Annotated in this window: 16 protein-coding genes and 1 riboswitch; of the genes, 7 read left to right on the top strand and 9 right to left on the bottom strand. The window is 44.1% G+C overall.

Annotation, left to right across the window (positions count from 1 at the left end; genetic code table 11):
- Positions 1–111 precede the first annotated feature (111 nt).
- On the top strand, positions 112–1,587 hold the full coding sequence (gene katB / locus KO531_RS02720) for a catalase KatB (protein WP_173246491.1): 1,476 nt from the start codon (positions 112–114) through the stop codon (positions 1,585–1,587).
- Positions 1,588–1,702: 115 nt separating this feature from the next.
- On the opposite strand, the gene norW is transcribed toward katB, so the two are convergent.
- Entirely contained in the window at positions 1,703–2,869 is a 1,167-nt protein-coding gene (gene norW / locus KO531_RS02715) for an NADH:flavorubredoxin reductase NorW (protein ID WP_028761591.1), read from the bottom strand.
- Positions 2,862–4,391, bottom strand: a complete 1,530-nt coding sequence (norV, locus tag KO531_RS02710) for an anaerobic nitric oxide reductase flavorubredoxin (RefSeq protein ID WP_219250323.1) — start codon at positions 4,389–4,391, stop codon at positions 2,862–2,864. Before norV ends, norW begins: the two co-directional genes overlap by 8 nt.
- 226 nt (positions 4,392–4,617) lie before the next feature.
- Between norV and norR the strand changes: the two genes are divergently transcribed.
- Positions 4,618–6,225 (top strand): nitric oxide reductase transcriptional regulator NorR, encoded by a 1,608-nt coding sequence (gene norR / locus KO531_RS02705; protein ID WP_251068822.1) that lies wholly within the window; start codon positions 4,618–4,620, stop codon positions 6,223–6,225.
- A gap of 50 nt (positions 6,226–6,275) precedes the next feature.
- On the opposite strand, the gene KO531_RS02700 is transcribed toward norR, so the two are convergent.
- Positions 6,276–6,830: a TMEM165/GDT1 family protein gene (locus tag KO531_RS02700; RefSeq protein WP_131524629.1), complete on the bottom strand. Its 555-nt coding sequence runs from the start codon at positions 6,828–6,830 to the stop codon at positions 6,276–6,278.
- Between the two features lie 410 nt (positions 6,831–7,240).
- A riboswitch (cyclic di-GMP riboswitch) is annotated at positions 7,241–7,340 on the top strand.
- Positions 7,341–7,463: 123 nt separating this feature from the next.
- Here KO531_RS02700 and gbpA point away from each other — a divergent pair.
- The 3 genes from gbpA (at position 7,464) to KO531_RS02685 (ending at position 13,074) form a co-directional block, all read left to right on the top strand.
- Positions 7,464–8,909 (top strand): N-acetylglucosamine-binding protein GbpA, encoded by a 1,446-nt coding sequence (gene gbpA / locus KO531_RS02695; protein WP_219250321.1) that lies wholly within the window; start codon positions 7,464–7,466, stop codon positions 8,907–8,909.
- Positions 8,910–9,473: 564 nt separating this feature from the next.
- Positions 9,474–10,649 (top strand): aromatic amino acid transport family protein, encoded by a 1,176-nt coding sequence (locus KO531_RS02690; protein ID WP_198573013.1) that lies wholly within the window; start codon positions 9,474–9,476, stop codon positions 10,647–10,649.
- A gap of 268 nt (positions 10,650–10,917) precedes the next feature.
- The gene (locus tag KO531_RS02685; RefSeq protein WP_198572959.1) at positions 10,918–13,074 is read left to right on the top strand and encodes a S46 family peptidase; all 2,157 of its coding nucleotides are present in this window, start codon (positions 10,918–10,920) and stop codon (positions 13,072–13,074) included.
- A 158-nt stretch (positions 13,075–13,232) separates the two neighbouring features.
- Here the strand turns inward: KO531_RS02685 and KO531_RS02680 are convergent, their stop codons facing one another.
- From KO531_RS02680 to KO531_RS02665, 4 genes are all read right to left on the bottom strand, one after another.
- Positions 13,233–14,831, bottom strand: a complete 1,599-nt coding sequence (locus tag KO531_RS02680; protein WP_219250320.1) for a methyl-accepting chemotaxis protein — start codon at positions 14,829–14,831, stop codon at positions 13,233–13,235.
- 73 nt (positions 14,832–14,904) lie between these two features.
- Complete coding sequence (locus KO531_RS02675) at positions 14,905–16,011, bottom strand: carbohydrate porin (protein WP_168824937.1); 1,107 nt, start codon at positions 16,009–16,011, stop codon at positions 14,905–14,907.
- 275 nt (positions 16,012–16,286) lie between these two features.
- Entirely contained in the window at positions 16,287–17,030 is a 744-nt protein-coding gene (locus KO531_RS02670; protein ID WP_168824939.1) for a 23S rRNA pseudouridine(2604) synthase RluF, read from the bottom strand.
- Between the two features lie 889 nt (positions 17,031–17,919).
- A complete protein-coding gene (locus KO531_RS02665) occupies positions 17,920–19,251 on the bottom strand; it encodes a Na+/H+ antiporter NhaC family protein (RefSeq protein ID WP_105250033.1) in 1,332 nt (443 codons plus the stop codon).
- 723 nt (positions 19,252–19,974) lie between these two features.
- On the opposite strand from KO531_RS02665, the gene KO531_RS02660 reads away from it, so the two are divergent.
- Positions 19,975–20,820, top strand: coding sequence for an FAD:protein FMN transferase (locus KO531_RS02660; RefSeq protein ID WP_219250319.1), 846 nt, complete (start codon positions 19,975–19,977; stop codon positions 20,818–20,820).
- A gap of 286 nt (positions 20,821–21,106) precedes the next feature.
- On the opposite strand, the gene KO531_RS02655 is transcribed toward KO531_RS02660, so the two are convergent.
- Together KO531_RS02655 and KO531_RS02650 are read right to left on the bottom strand one after the other, a co-directional pair.
- Positions 21,107–22,738: a methyl-accepting chemotaxis protein gene (locus KO531_RS02655; RefSeq protein WP_219250318.1), complete on the bottom strand. Its 1,632-nt coding sequence runs from the start codon at positions 22,736–22,738 to the stop codon at positions 21,107–21,109.
- A 153-nt stretch (positions 22,739–22,891) separates the two neighbouring features.
- Positions 22,892–23,782: a DMT family transporter gene (locus KO531_RS02650; RefSeq protein ID WP_113939865.1), complete on the bottom strand. Its 891-nt coding sequence runs from the start codon at positions 23,780–23,782 to the stop codon at positions 22,892–22,894.
- Positions 23,783–23,994: 212 nt separating this feature from the next.
- On the opposite strand from KO531_RS02650, the gene KO531_RS02645 reads away from it, so the two are divergent.
- Entirely contained in the window at positions 23,995–24,771 is a 777-nt protein-coding gene (locus tag KO531_RS02645) for a helix-turn-helix transcriptional regulator (RefSeq protein WP_028759458.1), read from the top strand.
- Positions 24,772–25,061 lie beyond the last annotated feature (290 nt).

The following is a 25,061-nucleotide window of genomic DNA, read 5'->3' as shown; positions in this document are numbered from 1 at the left end:
TCTATTCTTGCTCCATCGACAACACGTCGCAGCCAAGGAGATAAACCATGGCCACCATTTACGATTTAATTGAAACCTGGTTAACCAGCAATCAAGACTAAGGAGCAGGGCATGAGTCAACAACATCAAACAAGTCAGTACTTAACGAGCCAAAACGGTGCCCCAGTGGCCGATGATCAAAACTCACTGTCGGCGGGTGAACGTGGTCCTTTGCTATTACAAGATTGGCATTTAATTGAAAAGTTAGCCCATTTCAACCGTGAGCGTATTCCTGAACGTATCGTGCATGCCAAAGGTACAGGGGTTTACGGCACATTTACGCTGACTAAAGATTTAAGCGATTACACCATTGCTGACCATTTCAATGGTGTTGGTAAGCAAACCGAAACCTTTATTCGTTTCTCAACCGTAGGTGGAGAAATGGGTTCTGCCGACGCAGAGCGCGATCCACGTGGCTTTGGTTTACGTTTTTATACTGCCCGTGGTAATCACGATATCGTGGGTAACAATACGCCGACCTTTTTCTTGCGAGATGGGATTAAGTTTCCAGACTTTATTCATACGCAAAAGCGTAATCCTAAGACAAACTTAAAAGATCCGCAGGCTATGTGGGACTTTTGGTCATTGAATCCTGAAGCTATGCATCAAGTAACCATTTTGATGTCGGATCGTGGTATTCCGGCGAACTACCGTCAAATGCATGGTTATGGTTCACACACTTTCTCGCTGTGGAATGCCAAGGGCGAGCGTTTCTGGGTGAAGTTCCACTTTAAATCGCAGCAAGGCGTGGTCAACTTAACTAATGAACAGGCTGATAAATTAAAAGGGATTGATCCCGATTCATCACAGCGCGATATGGTGGTTGCTATTACTGATGGAAACTTCCCGCGTTGGACGGTTAATGTGCAGATTATGCCTGAGGCAGATGCCAATACTTACCATATCAATCCATTTGATTTAACTAAGGTTTGGCCGCATAGCGACTATCCATTACTTGAGATTGGTGTATTAGAACTGAATCGTCTGCCACAAAACTACTTTGCTGAAGTTGAGCAAGTGGCATTGGCACCTAGTAATTTGGTCCCAGGCGTCGGGGCTTCACCAGACAAGATGTTACAAGCGCGTTTATTTGCCTACGCCGATGCGCAGCGTTACCGCATTGGTGCTAACTACAACCAATTGCCAGTGAATTGCCCGCATGCCGCTAAGGCAAATCACCATCAACGTGCAGGTGCGATGGCGGGTACACAATGTCCTTATCATGGCAGTCAAACTGGTGGCGACGCTTCGGCAAACTATGGCCCGAACAGCACTGCTGATGCCTTGGTTGAGCCAGTAAACTTTAGCGAACCACCATTGCGTTTAGAAGGTGAAGCGGCGCGTTACAGTCGTTATAACCAAGACGATTATACCCAAGCGGGTAATTTGTATCGCATCTTCTCTGAAGCTGAGAAAGCGCGCCTAGTGGCAACAATTTCGGGTTCATTAAGTCAAGCGAGTTTAGATGTGCAGCAACGTATGGTGGCGCATTTTACTCAAGCCGATGCGGATTACGGACAACGTATTAAACTGGCATTAGGTCTTTAAACTATTGCTGTTGCGAATGTTTGAATAATAGTAGAAACGATAAAACTGAGTAGAAAGCCTCTACTCAGTTTTTATTATCAGCGACAATAATATTAACATTCTCGTTAATGTGCTCTTAGGCCGCGATGAGTGCCGCGTTAGGGCTATTTAGCTGCTTTAACAATCCAAATGCTTGCTGCATTTTATCCTCGGTTACGATAAATCCTATAAATGTTTCATCCACGTCGAATGCTTTAATACTGCTTCCTTGAGCATCAATATCGACTTGCCAGCGATGGACGCCATTCACTGTTATACCGCTGAGTTGCATAGGTAACAGTGGCGTTTTCACTTTAATGAGCATGGCGGGAAAATTCACTGCTGTCGGTTGGTTCAGTAATGTGTTCGCCAGCGCATTGGCGCTCAGTAACGCAGGTTGCAAATAGGCCCTATTTTGGCCGTTGATTTGGGCGCAATCACCTAGCGCATAAATATGGGCATCGTTGGTTTGTAAGTATTCGTTAACGACGATACCTTTATTGACCTCTAGCCCCGCATGCTGGGCAAGTTGGCTGTTAGGGAGAAGTCCCGCTGCACAGATAACCGCATCACAAATAAACCGCTGGTCATTATCTAGGCACACAGAGATACTGCCATCTTGGTGTTGCAGTTGGCTGACTCGGGTTTGCAATTGCACTGTGACGTTATGCTGCGTTAGTACAGCGGTCAGTTTGTGGCTTAACATTTCGGGTAGCATATTCGGCATTAAGCTCGCTTGTGGATCGACCAAAAATACTTGCTTACCTGCAGTTGCTAAGTCCATTGCCAGTTCAACTCCGACCAAACCAGCACCGATAACCAGTACTCTCCTCGCACCATGGATGTCTGCTTCGCAGGCCTGATACTCCATTAAGCTGTTAACTGTATGGATGATATCGACGCCATCCCCCTCTATAGGTGGAATAAAGGGCCGTGCACCTGTGGCAAGCACTAATTTTTTGTACGCAATTTCGCGTCCTTGATGGCAACATACTACCTGACGAACTTTATCTATTTTTATGACTTCACAGTGATTTATCACATCAATTTGTTGCTCATGTGCAAATTCAGTCGCGGTCAATTTTATGAGGTCTGACGCCATTTTTTTAAGGCTAAACACATGGCTTAAATCTGGTTTATGGTATTCGTCACCAGAGTCGGCTGTGATAACTGTAATCGGTTGTTCGCGGTTTAAACGTCGCAGTGTTTTGACTAGCTGATATGCCGCGAATCCACTGCCGATAATGACGATTGGCTTAGGCATTAGTCACCTCATTTTTTATGACAGCGAAAACGCTTTTACCTAGGCCACATTCGGGACAGAGGAAGTCTTCGGCCACTTGAGTCCAAGGTGTGCCAGCAATGATATCTTGATTAGGTTCTCCTTTTTCAGGGTCGTAAACCCATTGGCAAACGGTGCAAATCATTGATTGTGTATCATTTAATTCGCACGCTTTTGTTGCAATCGGTGCAGTCATAGGGACGTTATTAGTAGCAGTATTTTCAGCTGTTTGACTGGCTGTGGTGGCTTGGCTAGGTTTTGACATGACTTGATTAATGATAGAGCGACTATTCGCGCTATCGAGGGGCCGCAATGCCCATTCTCGCGCGATTCTCTGGCCGTGCTGACGGCATTCTTGCATCGCATCTCGATCGGGACGCCATTTGACTTTTAATCCCACTGAGGTTTCAAAACCAGCATCCATCAAACGAGTGTGAATTCTATCGACTGCGCCGCCATTCCAGCCATAACTACCAAAAGCTGCCGCCTTTTTATTGCGAAAACGCAGGCCCGTGATTTCTTCAAGCATGGCAGCAATTTTAGGCATCATCACATTATTCATGGTGGATGAGCCGACTAAAATACCTTTTGACCTAAATGCCTGTGCAAGGATTTCGTTTTTATCATGACGTGAGACGTTATACACTTTTACCGCTACATTGGGGTCAACATCATGGATACCTTGAGCAATACCGTCGGCCATCATGCGAGTATTATTGGACATAGAGTCGTAGAAAATAGTGATACGGTCTTCTTGATAAGCGTCGGCCCAAGCTAAATATTGGTGAATAATTTGGGCTGGATTATCACGCCACACAATGCCGTGTGAAGTTGCGATCATATCTACAGGTAAATTAAAGCTTAATACTTCGTGAATTTTAGCCGTCACTAGGCTGCTAAAGGGCGTTAAAATGTTTGAGTAGTACCGTAGGCATTGCTCCATTAATTCATTTTGATCAACCTCATCATTGAATAAATGTTCGTCGCAATAGTGTTGGCCAAAGGCATCGTTACTGAATAAAACCGCATCTTCGGAGAGGTATGTCATCATGCTATCTGGCCAATGCAACATAGGTGCTTCGATAAATATCAGTTGCTTACCATTGCCTATCGCTAAACTATCCCCTGTCTTTACGGTAATGAAATTCCATTCTGGGTGGTGGTGATGTCCTACAATGGAGTCAACCGCATTTTCACTGCAGTAAATTGGAGTGTTAGGAATTTTGGCCATTAATGCAGTCAGGGCGCCTGAGTGGTCTTCCTCTGCATGGTTCATCACAATATAGTCTATGTCGGTTAAATTAATTTCAGCTTCAAGATTTTGTAAGAATTGCTGGCTAAACCGATGATCAACTGTATCAATTAACACGGTTTTTTCTTCACGGATAAGGTAGCTATTGTAGCTTGTGCCTTTAGTTATCTTGTACTCAGTACCATGAAAATCTTGCACTTCCCAATCGCGTTGGCCCACCCAGTGGATATTGTTTTTTACATGAATAGTCATAAATACACCTGTGATAATTAATAATGAATGCGCTACGTAAATCTTGCTTATTTAGTTAAATCTCTTATTGCACTCACTATGCCAACATTCTAATGCATTGATTTTTATTGGTATTAACGTGTTTCAACATTTAAAATTACTTGATGGTGTCATAATGACAATTTGATATTGGTCAAATTGACATTACACTGTTGTCAATATGACTTTATTTGACTGTGGATGTGCTATGAGTGCCCATGCTGATTTAACTCAGTTAGCCTTAGATTTAACTGTCGGCGTGTCGACGCAAGACAGATTTGAGCGTTTGTTGGCAGTGGTCAGGCGGCGTGTCAATTGTGATGCTGCGGCATTATTGGCATTTCGGGAGCAGCAATTTGTCCCCTTGGCGATAGATGGGCTCTTTGCCGAAGTGTTAGGGCGGCGCTTTCAAATTAGTGAACATCCGAGATTAGAGGCTATCGCCCGTGCTGGCGATGTGGTTCGTTTCCCAGCCGACAGTGAACTTCCCGATCCGTATGATGGTTTAATTCCACATCATAGTGCGAACTTACATGTACATGCTTGCATTGGTTTACCACTAATCGCGAACGATCGCTTAATTGGGGCGCTCACCATTGATGGTTTCAACCCTCATCAGTTTGATGGTTTTAGTGACAGCGAGTTGCGTGTGATCAGCGCACTGGCCGCAGCCAGTCTTAATACTGCGTTATTGATGCAACAGCTAGAATCCCAAGTTGTTGAAGTTTCCAATGGCACTGAGGTGCTCAATCGTCCTGCTAGTCAGCAGGAGATCATAGGGCAATCCACACAGATCCAATCGCTAAAGCAGCAGATAAGTGCCGTGGCAGGCACTGACTTATCGGTATTAATTACTGGCGAAACTGGCGTGGGTAAGGAGTTAGTGGCCGCGGCGATACATAATCAATCGACCAGAGCCGATAAATCACTTATCTATTTGAACTGCGCTGCATTGCCGGAGTCCGTCGCCGAAAGCGAGTTATTTGGACATGTAAAAGGGGCATTTACGGGGGCAATCAGTCATAGGCAAGGCAAGTTTGAACTCGCTGACAAGGGGACCTTGTTTTTAGATGAAATCGGGGAGCTTCCCTTGGGGCTGCAAGCTAAGTTATTGAGGGTTTTACAATACGGTGAATTACAGCGAGTGGGCAGTGATAAGAGCCTAAAAGTTAATACTCGGATTATTGCCGCCACTAATCGAATTTTGCACCAAGAGGCAACGGAAGGGCGCTTTCGTTTCGATCTTTACCATAGGTTGAGCGTATTTCCTATCCACGTAGCACCATTAAGAGAGCGTGGGCAAGATATTGTTATGCTGACAGGTTTTTTTCTTGAACGTTGTAAAGCGAAGTTAGGACTCACCCATATCAATATCACACCCGCAGCGCAGCAGTTATTAGAGCAATACACATGGCCGGGTAATGTGCGTGAGCTAGAGCATGCGATACACAGGGCTGCGGTGTTGGCGAAAGCCGAGCTAAAAACGGCTTATATCAGCTTAAGTGATAAACATTTTCAGCTCGATTCTTTGATGAATCAAGCACACAGAACAGTCGACGAAGATAGACCATCAGATGCCGCAACGCCAGCCAGTGAATTAGCATTTAGGTCTGAGTCGGCCTGTCGTGAGGGACAATCGCAAGATAATTCCAGTGTTATGCTGGGGCTTAAGGCTGCGACTGAGAGATATCAGCGTCAACTTATTCGTCAAGTTTTAGCCGCGAATCAACAAAATTGGGCTGCGTGTGCAAGAATATTGCAAATCGATACAGGTAATTTGCACCGACTTGCAAAACGGTTAGGTTTAAAAGAATAAAATATTGCGTGAAGAGATTTTATTCTGCAGCAAAACCCCAGCCTCGATTCTTAGAAGAACAGTGTTGCTACGCCTAAGAGTGCGAACAATACGGCGCAGCCACGGTGTATCCACAACATAGGTAATTTTTCGGCGCTGAAGTGGCCTGCGATTACTACGGGTACGTTAGCAAGCAGCATGCCTAAGGTTGTGCCTGCAACCACCATAGTTAATGAATCGTATTTTGCGGCTAATACCACAGTTGCGATTTGTGTTTTATCCCCCATTTCGGCGATAAAAAACAGGATAAAGGTGGCGAGAAAGGGGCCCATTTTATAGAAACGGCTCTCTTCTGCATCGACTTTATCGGGGATTAACACCCAAAGAGCGATTGCAAAGAAGGACGCAGCCACTAAATAACGTGCCAGATCTGGGCTTACCCAGTTAATCGCCCATTGGCCAATCCAAGCTGCGGCAAAATGGTTAAATAATGTCGACAGCAAAATACCTAGAATAATGGCGGTTTTATTTTTAAATCTTGCTGCGAGGATTAGTGCAAGTAATTGAGTTTTATCACCAATTTCGGCGATAGCAACCGTAAAGGTTGAGGCAAGTAGGGCTTCCAAGTGTGATCCTTTAGGGGTGGTTATGACATAAGCACAATAAACCGTCCACCCCTAGGTGCGGTCATTGTGCTCAGGTCTTGCTGGGCAAATCTATGATTTGCTGTGAACACCATGGCATGTTGCCAAGTATGTTGATGTTCACCCTAGATGACGATGGCTCGAAATCCAGTTAGCTACTCCCCCGAAGCGAGGTGGGCATTATACCTAGGTAAGATTTAGTTTCAAGCACGAGTTTATAACAGTAGGTGCTGATAAATCTTTGACAGGTGTCAGAAAAATACCGATTCACATTCTGTAACTCAATGAATATAAATGAATTATTTTTTGACAACGTTGTCTTTTGTTGCTAATTTAGCCAAGTCATTTCTACTTAGTTACATACTGTTAACTCGTAGTGACTCAATGATAACGACTGTATTTGGCAAACTAATTGAAAAGTTAGGACGCAAAGCTTCCGGTCTAAGGTTGTAAATGGATTTTTTAGTGAACTAAGATAGCGGAGTTGCCGCAGAATTCGATTTCTGTGAAAGATAAACGACTGCTGTTTAATGCTGTTGTTTGCCCAAATACCACTTTTATATCTAAGCCTATCATTATGTTTAGGATGATAGGCAATCAATGGAGTGCATTAAAGTGGCAAATTCTACTGTTTTTTCCCCTATTTCTAAATTGAGTTTATTGGCCGCGGCAGTAATGGCGACGAATGCGTTTGTGAGTATCTCTGCGCAGGCGCACGGTTATGTTGTGGCACCTGAATCGCGTTCATATGCCTGTAAAACAGGTAAAAATGCCAATTGTGGCGCGGTGCAATGGGAGCCGCAAAGTGTTGAGGGGCCATCGGGTTTTCCTGAATCAGGTCCTGCTGATGGCAAGCTGGCGAGTGCTGGCAATGGTGCTTTTTCACCTTTGGATGAACAAAGTCCGAGCCGTTGGGCAAAGACGGATATTAAAGCGGGCTGGAATAAGTTCAGTTGGCAGTTCACAGCAAATCATGTCACCCGTAATTGGCGTTACTATTTAACTCGCCAAGATTGGAACCCAAACCAAGCTTTGAGCCGAGCGAGCTTTGACTTAGCACCCTTTTGCGTCGTTGATGGTGGTATGGAACAGCCGCCTAAGTTAGTGACCCATGACTGCTACGTGCCAGAAGGTCGCAGTGGTTATCAAGTGATCTTGGCCGTGTGGGAAGTGGGAGATACGACGAATAGTTTCTACAATGCTATCGATGTGAACTTGGGCTCGGGTCCTATTGTGCCGAGTGAATGGCAAGATGTGGGGGATATCAATCCGTCACTCGATCTAAAAGCAGGCGATAAAGTGATGACCCGGGTGTTTGACGCCAATGGTGAGCAAGCGGCTAAGCAAACAGTCATTACCATTAGCGATGCGACTCAAGGTGATAAACAAAATTGGCCTTTCCTATTAGCGAGCGCGATTAATGCCCAGCAGTCCCAGTTAAAAGCGGGACAAAAAAATGCATCGGGTGTGATTGAGCCTGTGTATGGCAAAAACGACATTTTTACAGCGAAAAACTCAGGTATTGAGCGTGTCGAAGTGGGATTTGATTTAGCTCCTGCTCCGGGCAACAGCTTAGAGGTCACTTCACTTGCCGACGATTATCAAATTATCGACGGTGCGGCGCAGGTTCGTTTTGACGTCACCAGCAACGCTGAAATGTTAGTGTCAGCGTATTTGTTTAACCACGATGGCACGGCAGCCGGTTTTGTCAGTCAAACCGTTAACAATACCAGCGCGAGCTTAGTGTTAGACGTGGTTGCACCTAAAGCTGGGCATTATCACTTACAGGTTAAAGCTGAGCCTAAACAAGGTGATGTTATTCAGCAGAATTTTGATCTCTTCTTAAAGGATCAAGCACCAACGCCGGAAGCGGATTTTGTCTTCCCTGAAGGGGTGAAAGGTTACGTTGCAGGCACCACAGTGTTACAGCCTAAAAATGGCAAAGTGTATCAATGTAAGCCATTCCCTTATAGCGGCTATTGTGTGCAGTGGTCGGCTTCTGCCACAGGATTTGAGCCAGGTGTTGGCGCTTCTTGGGCTATGGCGTGGACTGAGCTGTAAATTAACATTCTGAGTTAATTAATTCTCAACATGATGTGGTTGGGCTTAAACATATTTGCTGTGTTTAAGCCCATATTTTGCACGCTCTCGATGGTGAAAGATGTGCTTTACCTCGGTTTAAGCTCAATGCTGCATCCCATATATTTTCAACAAAGGTAGCGGTTTTGTTTGCTTGTTTATTTTCGTTTATCACAGCGCTATTAAGTTGTTACCGTATCGTTTGCTACCCTTTTTTGTTCACAACTGGCTTGCCCACTGGGTTTGGCTCTGTTAATGTCCCAAACTATCTATTTAATCGATGCTTATATCGGTACATTAATTTGGGCTATCACAATTGAAAGTCATGCCATTTTTTAATAATCGATTTAGTTAGCCTCAATGGCTACTGGGTTGAAACATTCAAAAGCTATTGGGGCCAATTGATCTGCTAGGTCGAGATCTGATTGGATGCTTTAAGTGATGTGTCGCTTATTTCGATTTAAGACGCAAGGCTTTATCGGTTCAAATCTTACTCAAATAAAATAATAATTAATTATTGAACAGGACTATTGTGTGAATTCAAAAATGTTAGGCTCGATCGCCATCGTTGCCGGGACGGCCATTGGCGCAGGTATGTTAGCGTTACCTTTAGCCACAGCGGCTTTAGGTATTATCCCTGCTTTAGTGTTACTCGTCGTTATTTGGGGCGTGTCCGCCTATACCTCATTACTTATGCTCGAAATTAACTTACGCACTGGCGTGGGGGATAACGTGCATGCTATTACGGGTAAGTTACTGGGTAAAAAAGGTCAAATAATTCAAGGTGCTTCTTTCCTGAGTTTATTATTTGCCTTGACCGCTGCTTATCTCACCGGCGGCTCTTCGTTATTAGTGCTTAAAGCGAAGAACATGTTCGATATCGTGCTCGATAATCAAGTCGCAGTGTTGTTATTTACACTGGTGCTCGGTGGCTTTGCGGCGCTAGGTGTTGCTTGGGTCGATAAAGTTTCACGTTTCCTATTTTCGTTAATGATTCTATTGCTCGTGGTGGTGGTATTATTTTTATTGCCCGAAGTCAGTATTGCTAGCATGGCAACTGGCGCGATTGCCGAGTCGATGGCCAGCAATTGGATGGCGGCAATTCCCGTGGTGTTTACTTCGTTTGGTTTCCACGTCTGTATCGCCACTTTAGTGCGTTATCTCGATGGCGATGCGGTATCACTGCGTAAGGTGTTGTTAATCGGCTCGACTATCCCACTCGCTTGTTATGTGCTTTGGTTATTGGTGACTTTGGGCACAGTCGGCGGATATGAGGTGAATAGTTTTGAAGGTTCACTACCTTCACTCGTCACGGCATTACAGGATATTGCTCATACGCCTTGGATCAGCAAATGTATTTCATTATTCGCTGACTTAGCCTTAGTGACCTCATTCCTCGGTGTGACCTTAAGTTTATATGACTTTATCGCCGAATTAACTCGTGCCAAAGAAACGTTTGCCGGCCGTATTCAAACTTGGTTACTGACCTTTATTCCGCCTGTCTTGTGTGCCTTGTATTTGCCCGAAGGCTTTGTGGCGGTACTGGGATTTGCGGCCGTACCATTGGTCGTGATGATTATCTTCTTGCCCATTGTTATGGCACTGCGTCAACGTCAGTCGCAGCTTGGGGGTTATCAAGTGTCTGGCGGATCTGTTGCGTTAGTCATTGCAGGTTTGTTAGGTGCCGTGATTGTGGGTGCTCAGCTATTTGTTGGGATCTAATTCATTGCGATAGGTGAGGCCTTTTAGCGAAAGCGTCCGGGTAACTTTGATTAAATGTATTTGCTTTGTAAGCGAGTTTTTCAGAGTCTGTTATAGAGAGTGTCGCATGTGATAAAGTCAGGCCCCGGCCTGACTTTTTGCTTTTTAGGTTTTAAAGCGAGTGATGCTGGTTTTTAGCACAGTTATTTAAAATTAAAACAACGCTATTAAAACGAGAAAATGGCCCAGCTTGCGCGTGGCTTCATTCACATAAAACGGACTTAACACAATGAAAAAATGGTTACTCACAGTTGCCGTGGCCGCTAGTTTTGGCGCACAGGCTGACGAAGGTATGTGGCAGCCCCATCAACTGCCTGCAATGGCTGATGAGCTAAAAGCAAAAGGCCTTGAAATTGATGCAAAATCGATTTCTAAACTCACCGAATTCCCGATGAATGCCGTGATAAGCCTTGGCGGTTGCACTGCATCATTTGTATCGCCAAAGGGCCTAGTCGTGACTAACCATCACTGTGCCTATGGGGCGATTCAATACAACTCCACTCCTGAGAAAAATCTGCTGCAGGATGGTTTTTTAGCTAAGACCTTCGCCGATGAATTACCTGCGACCCCAGGCTCACGTGTCTATGTGACTGAAGATGTCACTAATGTCACTGAGCGAGTTAAAAACGGGCTTGAAGGTAAAGTGGGTAGCGCCTTCTATCAAGGCGTTGAAAGCCAAGAGAAAGCCTTAGTTGCTGAATGTGAAAAAGAAGATGGTTACCGTTGCCAAGTGTATAGCTTTCACGGTGGTCTCGAATATTATCTGGTTAAACAACTGGAAATCCGTGATGTGCGTTTAGTCTATAACCCAGCCGCGAGCGTGGGTAAATACGGCGGCGACGTAGACAACTGGATGTGGCCACGTCACACAGGCGATTTTTCTTTCTACCGTGCTTATGTATCTAAAGCGGGTAAACCCGCAGAATTTAGTGCTGACAACGTGCCTTATGAGCCAAAAAGTTTCTTAAAAGTATCGGCTAAAGGCGTGAGTGAGGGGGATTTTGTGATGGTGGCAGGCTACCCAGGTCGCACCAACAGATATCGCACAGCCACTGAAGTTCAAAATGAGTTTGAGTGGGCTTATCCCGAAGGCAAAATGCTGCGTGAACGCTTTATAGAGATCATTAAAGAAACCGCGCCAGAGGGCAGCGACGAGCGTATTAAGTACGAGAGTCAAATCGCAGGTCTGGCAAATTACGCGAAAAACTTCACTTCTATGATCGAGTTTTACGGCAAATCAACCATGTTGGCCGACCGTAAAGCCCTCGAAGCTAAGCTGGCGGCGTGGATAGCCAAAGACAGCAGTCGTGAAGCGAAATACGGTAAAACCTTAGCGGAATTAGATGCCTTGATTGCCAAAGGCAAGACGCATCAAGAGCGTGACATGATCTTAAGCTACATAGGCAGCACGACTATGTTGCCGACGGCGCGCAGCTTATATCGCCTCGCGAACGAGAAACAACTGCCAGATATGCAGCGTGAACCGGGCTTCCAAGATCGTGATATGACACGTCTAAAAGCCAGCATGGAGCGTATTGACCGTCGTTATGCGCCAAGCGTTGATAAAGCGGTATTGCTCGACATGCTAAAACGCTACGCCGCACTGCCAGAAGACCAGCGCCTACCCGCATTGGATAAAGCCTTTGGTATCGATAAAAAGTTTAGTGAAGCTAAGCTTTCGAAAACCTTAGATAAAATGTACGCCAAAACTGAGTTAGGTAAGAAAGATGTTCGTCTGGCGTGGATGGATAAATCCGTTGCCGATTTTAAAGCCTCTAAAGATCCTTTCATTCAATTCGCTGTCGCTATGTATGACACAGATATGGCTGAAGAAAAGAAAGAAAAAGAACTAGCGGGTGAACTAATGAAGGTGCGTCCGCAATATATGGATGCCATTATTGCTTACAACCTAGAGCAAGGTAAGCCAGTGTATGCCGATGCTAACTCAAGCTTACGTGTCACGGTTGGTCATGTGAAAGGCTACTCGCCAAAAGACGGTTTAGTGGCTGTGCCATTCACTCGCCTTGAAGGCATAGTGCAAAAGGACACAGGTGTTGACCCATTCGATGCACCAAAGAAAGAGTTAGAGCTGATTAAGCAGAAGCAATATGGTGATTTCTATATGAAATCAATAGATTCTGTACCAGTAAACTTTTTATCAACTTTAGATACTACTGGCGGAAATTCTGGCTCACCGACCTTAAACGGCCGCGCTGAACTCGTCGGCCTATTGTTCGACGGTGTGTATGAAAGCATTATCGGCGGTTGGGCATTTGATAACGAGATTAACCGTTCTATTCATGTCGACAGCCGTTATATGCTGTGGGTAATGAAGTATTTAGATCATGCCGACAATTTATTAGCTGAGATGGAAATCGTTAAGTAATCCATTGCCGCATCTTGAATACTGTGGCTTAGGACGATTTAGATGAGCTGCATTTAAGCGTGTTTTTGTTCGATTAGCACGCAGGAATTACAAGACAATAAAATAGCGATAGACTCATAATGTTTATCGCTATTTTTTATTCCTAGAGCGCAGTAACTTTAGGTTCTAAATTGCTTTAGTAACCCCTCAATAATCTCCACTTGTTCTTCCAGATGTTGCTGTGATGTTTGTGCTAACTCTCCCGCTTGCTGATTTATTTTGGCTTGTTTTAGAATATTTGAAATGCTGTAAGTTATATGTGCCATCTCTTGTTTTTCATCTTCTGAAGCGCGGGCAATATCTCCATTCATGATTTTTATTTGATCAACAACGCGGATGATATCTGCAAACGCATCAGAAGTTTCTCCGATCCGTTCTTTTATCATTAACGCTTGCTTCTGTGCACTATTCATTACATCTACAGCTTTAGCTGAACCGGAAGATAAATTCGTGATGATGATTTCAATGGATTTGGTGGATTCCTGTGTCCTCGATGCAAGGTTGCGAACTTCGTCCGCGACTACGGCAAAACCGCGCCCAGTTTCTCCTGCACGCGCGGCTTCAATAGCTGCATTGAGTGCTAGCAAGTTGGTTTGCTCTGCGATACTTCGAATAACATCTAACATGGCGCTGATATTTTGACTGTCGGCAACCAAACTTGAAATGACTTGTGAGGCTTTATCTACCTCACTGGCAACGAGAGCGACTCCTTGTTGAGCCAAAACGACAATCTGATTACCTGTATAAGTGCTTGAGACTGCTTGTTCAGAGGCTTTATTTGCACCCTCAGCGGAGTCACCTACTTGATTGAGGGAGTGAGAAATTTTTTCTACTGCATCTGCAACTTGAGTTATTTCTTGTAACTGTGCGCCAGCAACCTGTGAACTTGTGGTAATGGACTGGCTTATTTGCGTGCTAGCGGTGATGAGAGAGTGATTACTGAGTTGGACTTTACTAATCAAGGCTTGTAATTTTTGTATAAACCCATTAAATGCGTCAGCTAAGCGTCCAACTTCAGTTTCTGCATTGGCATTGGGTAATCGCACTGTTAAATCGCCAGACCCTATGCTTAAATCAGCCAACTTATCCGTTACTACCGCTATCGGGGTCAATATTAATTTGATCGCCATGAAATACACAAATACAGCGACAAGCACTGAGGCGATAAAACCTAATATTAACTTTGTGTTTGCACTGGTAACAATGGAATCAATTTGGCTAGATTCCCCCTCTACCTTACTATCAGCAGCTTCCTCTAAACTGGTTATAAATGCTAACAGTTCACTTATTTGTTGATTAAATTGTTTAATATCATTTTCTGGTACATCTCCGCTTTGCAAGGCTGAAAATATGACTTCGCGGATATGATTAAAACTCTCTAAACGATGGTTTAATGAGTTAACTTGCTGAGGCTCTATCAAGTTTTGTGATTTCATTCGCCCTAAGGCTTCTTCTGCGGCTTCAATGGCGGCATCCATTTCAGTTCGAGCTGCGGCTGGATCAATTTGTTTTTGTTGTAAACGGTTAATAACAATAATTTGTTTTTCAAGCTCTATCTGCCCCTCCATGGCACCATCGGCCGTATTCCAAGCCGGACCTGTGATGTAGGTTAGCATGTTTGACATTTGTACTGTCGCTGAGTAACCCACATAGGTATTAATACCGATAGATATTAAAAATGCCACTAAACCCGCGATAATTGATTGTTTAATATTCATATGCTGTCCCTAAAATCCTTAATAGATCCACAAACTTTAATTTTACAGCGTCATCTACGATTAATTTATTAGCTCAAAATTCAATATAAGCTCGCACTCCAAATGCTAATGCGTTATCTAGCACTGATGACATACTTGGATTATCAATACCGTACAAACTGGCTTGCATACTCACTGAAGATGTGACTGGACATAAATAACTCAGCTCTAAAATATTCTCATTGAAGAGTAAATCAGTATTTACGCGTAAGAATGGCGAACTATTTTGAGTAGAAGCATAGGCTAAACCAATGGTATCTTCTTCAAACCAAATATTATTTAGAGTGAACCCGATACCTAGATAGGATGCTAATTGATTTTTACTGGCATCAGCTCGTCCATATTGGAAAAAAGCGGTCAATCTATCGTTAATATTCTTTTCGCCAATTAAATAAAAACCGCTATTTGAATCACTGATATTCTCGTCAACGGGATTTTCTATTTCTGCAGAATGGTGCCATGCACCGATGGCAAATTTATAGGAATGTTCATTTTTTATTCCCCATTCAATGGCATTGAATAAACCATCAGATTGTTTAAATTTAATGTGAGTACCATGCGGATGCTCAGGATCGCCGGGAATGCCATCGTATGTCGCAAGTAAGAGATATTGATGTTCACCAACAAGTGTTAGTTGAACTCCTACCGCGGTTGTCGCAAAAATGGAAGGGCCTACTTGAGCGACTTCTGGACCAATACCAAAAGATGACGTTGTGAATAGTCCCGCAGATTCAAGTGTGTAAAAGGTTGAGTTGTAATCATGCAGGCCTGCCAATAAATTTACCGCGCCATTTGCAAAACTATGCTCATACCACAATTCATAGAGTTTAAGATGATTATCGGTTTGAATATTCGAAATGGTTTGTAAGTCGCCAGTCAAATCAGAGGGCGCCTTTCCATAATTACCTAAGACATAAATAAAGATGTTGCCATTATTCGACCAATTGGCAGCTTGCGTATCGATCGCTAAGGTTAAATCCAAATTTGCGAGATTGCGTGTTCCCTCTGCGATCCCTCCTTTAAGATTGGTGACAGACTCCAGTGTAAGGGCATTCGACCAGGTATACGGGGAGTTTTCTTCCGCCATCGCATTCACAATCGTCAACTGCAACATTATGGTAAAAAAGCACTTTTTCAGCATAAGGCAAATCCATTCGCTTCATATGAATTAAAAGTATAGGTAGGATTGTAAAATATGCAGAGAAATGAGACGGATGTGATTCTAGCAATGAAAGAGTTGTCTACCTCTTATCGCCAAATACGTCTTATCACCAAAATAGTGCGACACTTGGTAATGCTCCCTCTTTTTAAGAACAGTAAGGCACATCGTACGAAGTGGCTACAGTGATACTAAAGACTGATGTGAAAAGAGCGCAAGACTTCTCTGAGTGCCGCTAGGGTGAGGCATACAACCGCCTATATTATTGCCAGCGCGGCTTTTAGCGTTGCAATTTCATCTAGTGTGAGTGGTCGCATTTCTCCCTCTGCTAATGCTGCTTCAGTACAAGAGTCTTCCGCCTCTATCGCTAACCTTAGCGTCATTAGCTCGACGCGTTGTAAGTCGATAACCTTATAGCGTAAGGCGCTGGCCATACGCCGAATTTGCCTATTTAAGCCTTGCGTCAGCACGATTTCAAAGCTGTCCGAACTGAGGCGGCGAACTTGGCAGGGCAGGGTTTGCACATCTTTATAATTCACTCCATTGGCCATTTGCTCAACAAAATCATCTGCGAATGGCCTATCGAGACGCACATGGTAGGTTTTGCTGTGGGCAAAACTGGGGTGCATCAGTTTATGAGTCAGCTCACCATCGTTAGTTAACAGCAACAGGCCGCGGGAGTCTTTATCGAGTCTGCCGACGGGGTAGAGTCTTGGCGCTTTGGGAAGTAGGTGTATAAGGCTCGTTTCATCCTGCTCAAGCAGACGGCAATCTGTGCCCACAGCTTTGTTAAATACCCAATAGGCGAGTGTTTCGGCTTTAGTGATAGGTTTGCCATCAAACTCAATACGGTCGAGGCAGTTTAATGACTCGTCTAAACAGATGGGATCTGTGTGGCGGGCGATACCGCCATTGAGTGTGATGCGCCCAGCCTCAATCAAACGGCAGGCTTCACGGCGTGAGCCTATGCCACACTGGGCGAGGTATTTTGCTAAGCGCATGGATTACCCTAAAGTATTTGGCGTTCTTGGGCGCGATGATACAGTATTTTTGATAGGCGCTGCATTGCAAAGGCTAGGCTTAAACACCAAATAATACTCAAGTTAGTTTGGAGCCACATATTGGCTGAAACAGTACAAAAGTGTGTTTGGGGCACACAGGGAGGGAAATCCAATATTGTCCAATCTAATTGCAGGGTTAAACTCACTGCACTACAAAAGCTGATCAGGCTCAAATAGAACAGTGGCTTTGGGCAAATAAACCGAGGCACTATCCCCGCTATAATCACAAGGCTGTGTAAGATGAGGGTGCTTAATAGATAACTCGTTGAAACTATTCTGTGTATGCTCAAAAAATTAATGGGGAATATTCCCATCAAAATCACAGAGACTCCTACCCAAGCACCTGTAAGTGCTATGCATTGGCTGAACGTATCCAGTTTTAGTAAGTAGAGCCCGGTCATTGAAATGAGTATGCAGAGCCCTGCAGCCAATAAGCTTAAATTAAACACATAAGCGAGGGGTGAGTTGATATAGTTACCTAAAAAATCAGCTCGTATTTGTAAGACTTGAACTCCAACGTTTTGATATTCAGCATAAATAGCAATTAAAACTCCAGAAGCGCTAATAAAGGCTGCGCCTACAATCAACCATGTAATAAGACGATGTAGATCGTAATAACTTGGTTCTTGGTGATAAAGAGGATTCATGGGGGACTAAAAATATACTGACGGGATATGACCACATTGAATGCGGTAACTTGCCTGAATTGTTTAATGAAGGCAAGCGAGTTGATGCTTTTTCGTCAAAAGAGGGCTTTAAAATGACAAGGAGCGCATAGTGCGTTCCTTGTCATAAACGTTAGATTTTACTCATGCGATTCAAATATCATTTAGTGTCGTTTGCGGAAAATTACAATCGCAACAGCCACTACGGCTAAAATCATACAGTACCAAGCGTGTGATACCGCTGCTAATGGCGTGATGCTAAAGGTCGAAGCAATCAAGAGTGCCTGTGCACCATACGGGATTAAACCTTGGATAATACAGGCGAAAATATCGAGTATGCTGGCGGCACGTTTTGGACTCACGCCATGCTTCTCTGCTAAGTCTTTTGCAATATCACCCGTCACCACGATAGAAACCGTGTTGTTAGCCACACAAGAGTTAGTCACTGCTACTATACCTGCCATACCTAGCTCAGCAGCACGGCATGAAGCTTCACCTTGCGCCTTGGAGAAACGAGTGATCAGCTTTTCAATCTGTTTACTCACAAAGGCAAGACCACCTTGCTGCTGCATGAGTGCGGCTAAACCACCCACTAGCATAGACAGAATGAAAATCTCCTGCATATTGCTAAAGCCAGCATAAATATCTTTACCGAATTGGATCACGCCGTAATCCATAGTAAACAGGCCGGTTGCGCCCGCTAATAAGATACCTAAGGTCAAGACCACAAATACGTTCAGACCCGCCACGGCTAAGATCAAAATGGTCAGATAAGGAATGACCTTAATAAGATCGATATTCTGCGTTGCTAATTCTGCTTGGCCTTGTCCGGCAAATACAAAGGCGATTAAGGTTAGCAGTGATGCGGGGATAGCGAAAATCAAATTTTCACGAAATTTATCTTTCATATCACAGCCTTGGGTGCGCGTAGCTGCAATTGTGGTATCGGAAATAATCGACAAGTTGTCACCAAATAGGGCGCCAGACATCACGGCTCCCGCCATCAGTGCATAGTCGATTTGCGCTTGGTCGGCTACGCCTAGGGCGATGGGAGCGACAGCCGCGATTGTCCCCATAGAGGTTCCCATGGCCGTTGCGATAAAAGCGGCAATCACGAAGAAACCAGGTAGTAACAGGTTCGATGGTATTAACGATAAACCAAGAGCAACAGTAGCATCGACGCCGCCAGTGGCTTTAGCGACTGCAGCGAAGGCGCCTGCAAGTAAGTAAATTAAACACATAGCAATAATATTGCTGTGACCAATACCGCCAATAAAGGTATCAATCGATTGATTTAATTTCTGTTTTGATAAAATCAACGCCAGAATGATTGCAGGTAAAATAGCGATAACGCTGGGTAATTGATAGAAGGCAAAGTCGACACCTTGGCTTTGGAAATACACACCCGCGCCAATGAAAAGACCAAGGAAAACAAATAATGGCAACAGGGCAATAAAAGATGCCGGGCTGTGCTGTGCTGCTGTTGGATTGCTCAAATGTTATCTCTCTTTCGCTTAGGGTTTTTCCGCAGGATCCTTGGCAGTCAAACTCGCTTAAATTCAGTGTTGCCTCGGCATCGTATCCTAGCAACTTGAGGCAAAGCATATTTGATCCCTGATAACCTGTCAATTTAGACGTCTAGATGTTTTTACTTCCGTTGTGATCACTAGGTTATTAATAGGTTGTATAAGATGAAAATTAGTCTTTATTTTAATTACTAATCAATAATTTACCTGTTTTCATTTAGATTGAGTTAGAGGGTTTATATCTGATTTAGCGTGTATTTCAACTGAATGGAATAGCGTAAAATTTAAGCGGATGACTGGTGTGATGGAGTAAGCCGGCTATTTATTGCTCCATTTAGTTTGAGTTGTTGGTGGGTAAGACAGCATAAATAGCGTAAATGATGAGTGGCATTAATCAATAGGGCTCATTTGGGGACGTATTGACTTAGTTCGCTTGTGCAGCGTTGTGATAGCAATGATAAGTCAAATAACTTTAATAAAACCTTAATAAGCAATCTATTGTTTTTAAATATAAAACAGTTTCAAGCATCTAAAATCCCCATAAAAACTAATGGCAACAATTTGTATTGAAGTAGAGACTTTAATAGAATCCGCACAAATTATGTTAATTACTCTTAGTGCTTTGTTTAAATTTAACTGGATGAAGCGTTTATTGCTGATCCCTCAGATCTTCCTACTACAGTGGGTATTATCATGATACGTCGCGCTAAGCCATTACTCGGAACGCTGGTGGAAATCGCTGCCGAGTCACTGCCAAATCAAAGCGGTGAGGTACTACTTAAAGATAAAGCATTGGAAGCGGCTATTAGCGCGGCTTTTTCGCGTGTGACCCATATTGGGCGGTTGCTGAGCTTCCATCAACAGGACAGCGAGTTAAATCAGTTAAATCGGCAGCCGGGAATTTGGGTAACGTTAAGCCAAGATAGTTTACGAGTGCTCAAGTTGGCTAAGGGGCTGGGTAAGGCGAGCAACAACTTATTCAATTGTACCGTTGGCGGCGAAATGATGTCTCGCGGCGCTTTGCCTGCTTACCTTGGTATGCCATTGTTATTGCAAGGTGACTGGCAAGATATTGAAATAAAAGGTAATCAAGCGCGATTAGCTAGACCGCTAATTTTAACCTTAGATGGTATAGCTAAAGGTTATGCGGTTGATATGGCGGTGAGTGAGCTGCGTCGCGCTGGCGTGAGCGGAGGTTGGGTCAATGCGGGTGGCGATTTAAAAGTTTTTGGCAGTGCATCTTTAAATGTAGTGTGCCGCGGTCCATTAGGATCGAGCCAAAAGCTCTGCATTAGCAATATGGCGCTCGCCAGCTCACGGGTCTCACAAACCTTAAGTCATGATTATCCTGCACTATTACTGCCAACTGGCAATGTTGCCGATACGAACGTCGATGCTGAAAGCGAGCGTATTGTTAGTGTGAGAGCCTCTTTTGCTTGGCGCGCCGATGCGTTAACGAAAGTCGCAGGCTATCTTAATCCCGACTTGGCCGCTGAAAAAATTGCTCACTTGGGTGGTCAATTAGTCAGTTTTGATTGATGTATCTTTTGGTTGTTTTACAGCTTTTGCAGATGATTGAATTAGAAATTCAATCATTACTGTGAGTTAACATTAAACAGTTAGTACTGTTATTCGCACTTTAACGGGTGAATCGATACAACTTGGGTTCAGTATCGTTACCGTTATTTGCAACTTGCATACGGTTGTTGGCTTTTATTGTCTTCAAGCTTTTCTTGGTATTATTTCCATTAAAAAGAGTGCCCATATTGGGCACTCTTTTCGTTTCAATAGCTAATCGCTCACCATGTGTCGTTAGTCATTTATCTTAAGCGACTTTAAATCGCGAAACTTCTTTTTGTAGGTTGCTGCAAATGGCTTTAGTGTTGACGACTATTTGCTGCGTTTCTTGGATCACTAAGTTGCAGTATCTTGTTTTATCGGATAATTCGGTCAAGTTACGATTAATTTCTTCGGTCACATGGGTTTGCTCTTCGGTCGCAGTCGCCGTTTGAGTGGACATCTCACTGACCTTAGAGGTGGAGTTTAGAATTTCATCTAGTGCATCTTGGGTTTGGCTGGCGAGGGTCACGGTTGATGTGGTCAAGCTAGCTCCCGATTCAATGCTTTTAACCGCATCATTTACTCCGCGTTGTAACTCTTCAATCATGCGCTGAATATCTTGGGTTGAGGTTTCGGTACGACTCGCCAGTGTACGCACTTCGTCGGCGACCACGGCAAAGCCGCGGCCCTGTTCGCCAGCGCGCGCCGCTTCAATGGCCGCGTTAAGTGCAAGGAGATTAGTTTGCTCAGCGATTGAGCGGATCACATCAAGCACTGAGGCAATATTGGCAGAATTGACTGAAAGTTTTTCAATAACAGTCACGGCATTTTTAACTGATTCAGACAGTTGCTGAATATGATTAACGGACTGGGCGAGGATATTCTTACCCTCTACTGTTTGGTCATTCACCTTAGTGATTTCGGTGGCTGTATGAAGAGCGTTACTGGCGACTTCTCTTACGGCTGCACTCATTTCATTCACTGCTGTGACAATGGTATCGACAAACTGCTCTTGTTCATGGCTGATGTTGATTGTGGTGGCTGACTTAGTTGCAAGGCTTTCAACGGTTTGGCTCACATCTTTAGTTTGACCAATAATCGAGATGACCATTTGCTGTAGCTGCTCTACAAATAAGTTAAATGCATGGGCGAGCTCGCCGATTTCATCCTGACGTGTGATAGGGATCCTTTGGGTTAAGTTACCGTCACCATCGACAATGTCATTGATCCTGCTAGTGATATCTTCAATTGCATTGACTATGATTTTAGGGCCGAAGTAAGCAATCAACAGCGCCACAATGGCGACTAAGCTTGCTATCGTTAATGATATTTGGGTTTGGGTGGTTGCCTGTTCCGTTGCTTGTAAATCTAGCTCTTTTACTCTGTTATCGGCGGCTTCGCCCGCGGCATTGTAGATATCTCTTAATGCCTTAAATTCTTGCTTGGATTTGGTTTCGTGGAGTTGTTTCGCGCGTTCAAAATCATTACTTTTAACGGCATTAATGACCTCTGATGAGGCTTGATACCAGAGCGAAAACTGCGCCTCAAAGCCATTGGTTGATTGCAGTACTTGCAGGTGATCTGTAAGGATTTTTTTAAATTCTCCCATTCTGTCACGGGCTTGATCGACATTCTCTTGCCAGTTATCAATCTCACTTTTGCGATTATCGGCAGATAATTCTTCCCTGAGTAACACTTCTTCACTTAGCTGCGCTTGATAAAGGTCGCGATCTGCATTGAGAATTGCCGAAATTGCGGGATTAAATAACTGACTAAATTCCTGCATCTGTTTCACAGTAGCACGGCTTTGCATAGCATCGGTGACTGCCATGACAATGAGGGCTGTCGCCATAATGGCAAACATCAGTGAAAACTTAACGCGAATACTGTTAAACATAGGACGATCTCCATTAATAACTTAATAAATAGCTTAGCCGTTATTTATAGAATTGCCTTTGCATGCAGCAGATTGCGATGGGATTTTGTACGCATTGAAATAAGTGAAACCGCCTTGGTCACTGTTACCAAGGCGTTGACGCATTACTTTGGATTATTCAGGACAAGCTAGGGTAGGGATGACTTTAGGCTTAGGTTTTATCTGCACTAGCATGACGCCAATAATGACCATAGAACCGCCAATATAATGATAAATGGCCAAGGTTTCATCTAGGATGATGGCCGCCAGTATCGCCGCAATAATAGGCATTAAATTAAAGAATACGCTGGTGCGATCGGCGCCGAGTTTGCTTATGCCATTGATCCAAGCCCACGGCGCTAAAAGTGAGGCAGCGATAGCAGCGTAAAGTATCAGTGGTGCTGATTGGGCACTGATCGCTATGCTGGGACTCGTAAACAGCAGTGGCGTTAGCATGAATACGGCTATGAGTCCTTGAATATAAACCGATTCCCAAGTCGGTAGTGGCAGTTGCCAGCGTTTCAGTAATACGCCATAGAGCGCATACACAAAGGCGCTAAAGAGCAACAGTAAATCACCTTGGGTCACGCCGATGGCAAGGTTCATCATATCGCCGTGACTGAGCATAAAAATCAATCCAAATAGCGAGATTAAGGTGCCACCAAAGGCTAACGGTGATAATTTTTGCTTGAGTAATGGCACGGCTAAAAACAGACTGATCATAGGCACGAGAGAGGTGATTAATGCCATATTTGTTGCCGTGGTGGTTGCCGCCGCAAAATAGGCCAGACTTTGGTTAAGCACCATACCTAACAAAGCCAAAGTAGCAAACTTAGGTAACAAAGGTAGTATCACTTGGCGTTTTTGCCAGACGCGACTTGCGACAAAGGGGGTTAACAATAACATAGCGAAAAACCAACGGTAAAACGCTATGGCTTCAGGATCGATAATCCCAAATGAGAGCTTGTTGACTATCGAATTGCCTGCCCAAATTAATACGGCCAACAGGGGAAACAAATACAGCATGGTCTTGCCTTTAGGTACTGGCTAAAGTGACTGGCCATAGCTTATGACTTATCACTTAAGCATCCAGATAATAGATTAGTGGCTATTATCCATGGTCGGTTATGATATAAATATCGCTTATCAGACAAGGTCAGTTCCTCTACGGACAAGCGTAATCTGGGTTAGCGATTTTGTTTGAGTTTTTGGACCACCATAGCTTTGAGGGCATCAAAATGCGCACGGTTTACCATCCGCTCACGGCAGAGCAAGAGCCTGCTGCAGATATCTTCTTCAACTATGAAGCTTTCCTACCAAATACGGTAACGCCAAAACATCAACATGTTTGGGGGCAACTGCAGTTAATCAGCGGTGGAATTATGGAGTTACATGCTGCAGGGCAACGGTTTTTATCGCCGTCACAATATGCGATTTGGGTTCCTGCGGGGATAGAACATGAAAGTTACACTCGGCGCAGTATTCATTATTGCTCGATGAATATAGTTGCCGAGCGAGCTGCGGCTTTTCCCATAGAGACTTGTCTTTTAGCCGTAACATCCATTGCCCAATCGATCGTTAACGATCTGCGAGAACGGCAAGTCACTGTGGCAGAAACTGCGGCGGATAAGCGACTGGTTGAGGTTTTGCTCGATCAGCTGACCTTGGGTAAAGCTCTACCGCAATTTTTGCCCACCGTTTCAGATAAACTGTTACAGCCGTTGTTGCTGGCACTTGAAGCCGACCCTGCGAGTTCGAAAACCTTTAAATCTTGGGCCAGTGAATTACATACCACAGAGCGTACCTTAGCTCGTCGCTGCCAAGAGGTTCTGGGGATGAGTTTTACTGAGCTAAGACAAAGGCATAAGTTTATCTATTCCTTACAACTATTACGTCAGGGACTTGCGATCAAAGAAGTGGCATTGACGCTCGGCTATAACCAAACTTCGCCTTATATCGTGATGTTTAAAAAATATGCTCAGTGCTCACCTGAGCAGTATCGCCGCCGATTGTGATTGAGTGGCTGATGGAGCAAGGCTTAATAAAGGCGAGATAATGAGATCCTATGCGAAAGTCGCGCTAGATGATGCACTAAAAATATTGGGGGAAAACTGTGAAATAAGATAGGGTGCTAAAGTATTAACACCCTATTTTCGGCCTATTTAAAGAGAGGATTTAAGGTTTTTTACAGAGTTAGATAAGTTAGTCGGAAGCCTTTTGGCGGTTCCGTTTATCTTGACGCTTCTCTTTTAAGGTTTTCATTGGCGGTTTTTTGTTTTTTTCTTTACTCATAGATATAAACTCC

This window comes from Shewanella sp. NKUCC06_TVS (genome assembly GCF_019345515.1).
In the GTDB taxonomy this organism is placed as follows: Bacteria; Pseudomonadota; Gammaproteobacteria; order Enterobacterales; family Shewanellaceae; genus Shewanella; species Shewanella oncorhynchi.
This window is presented reverse-complemented; position numbering and strand designations above follow the sequence as displayed.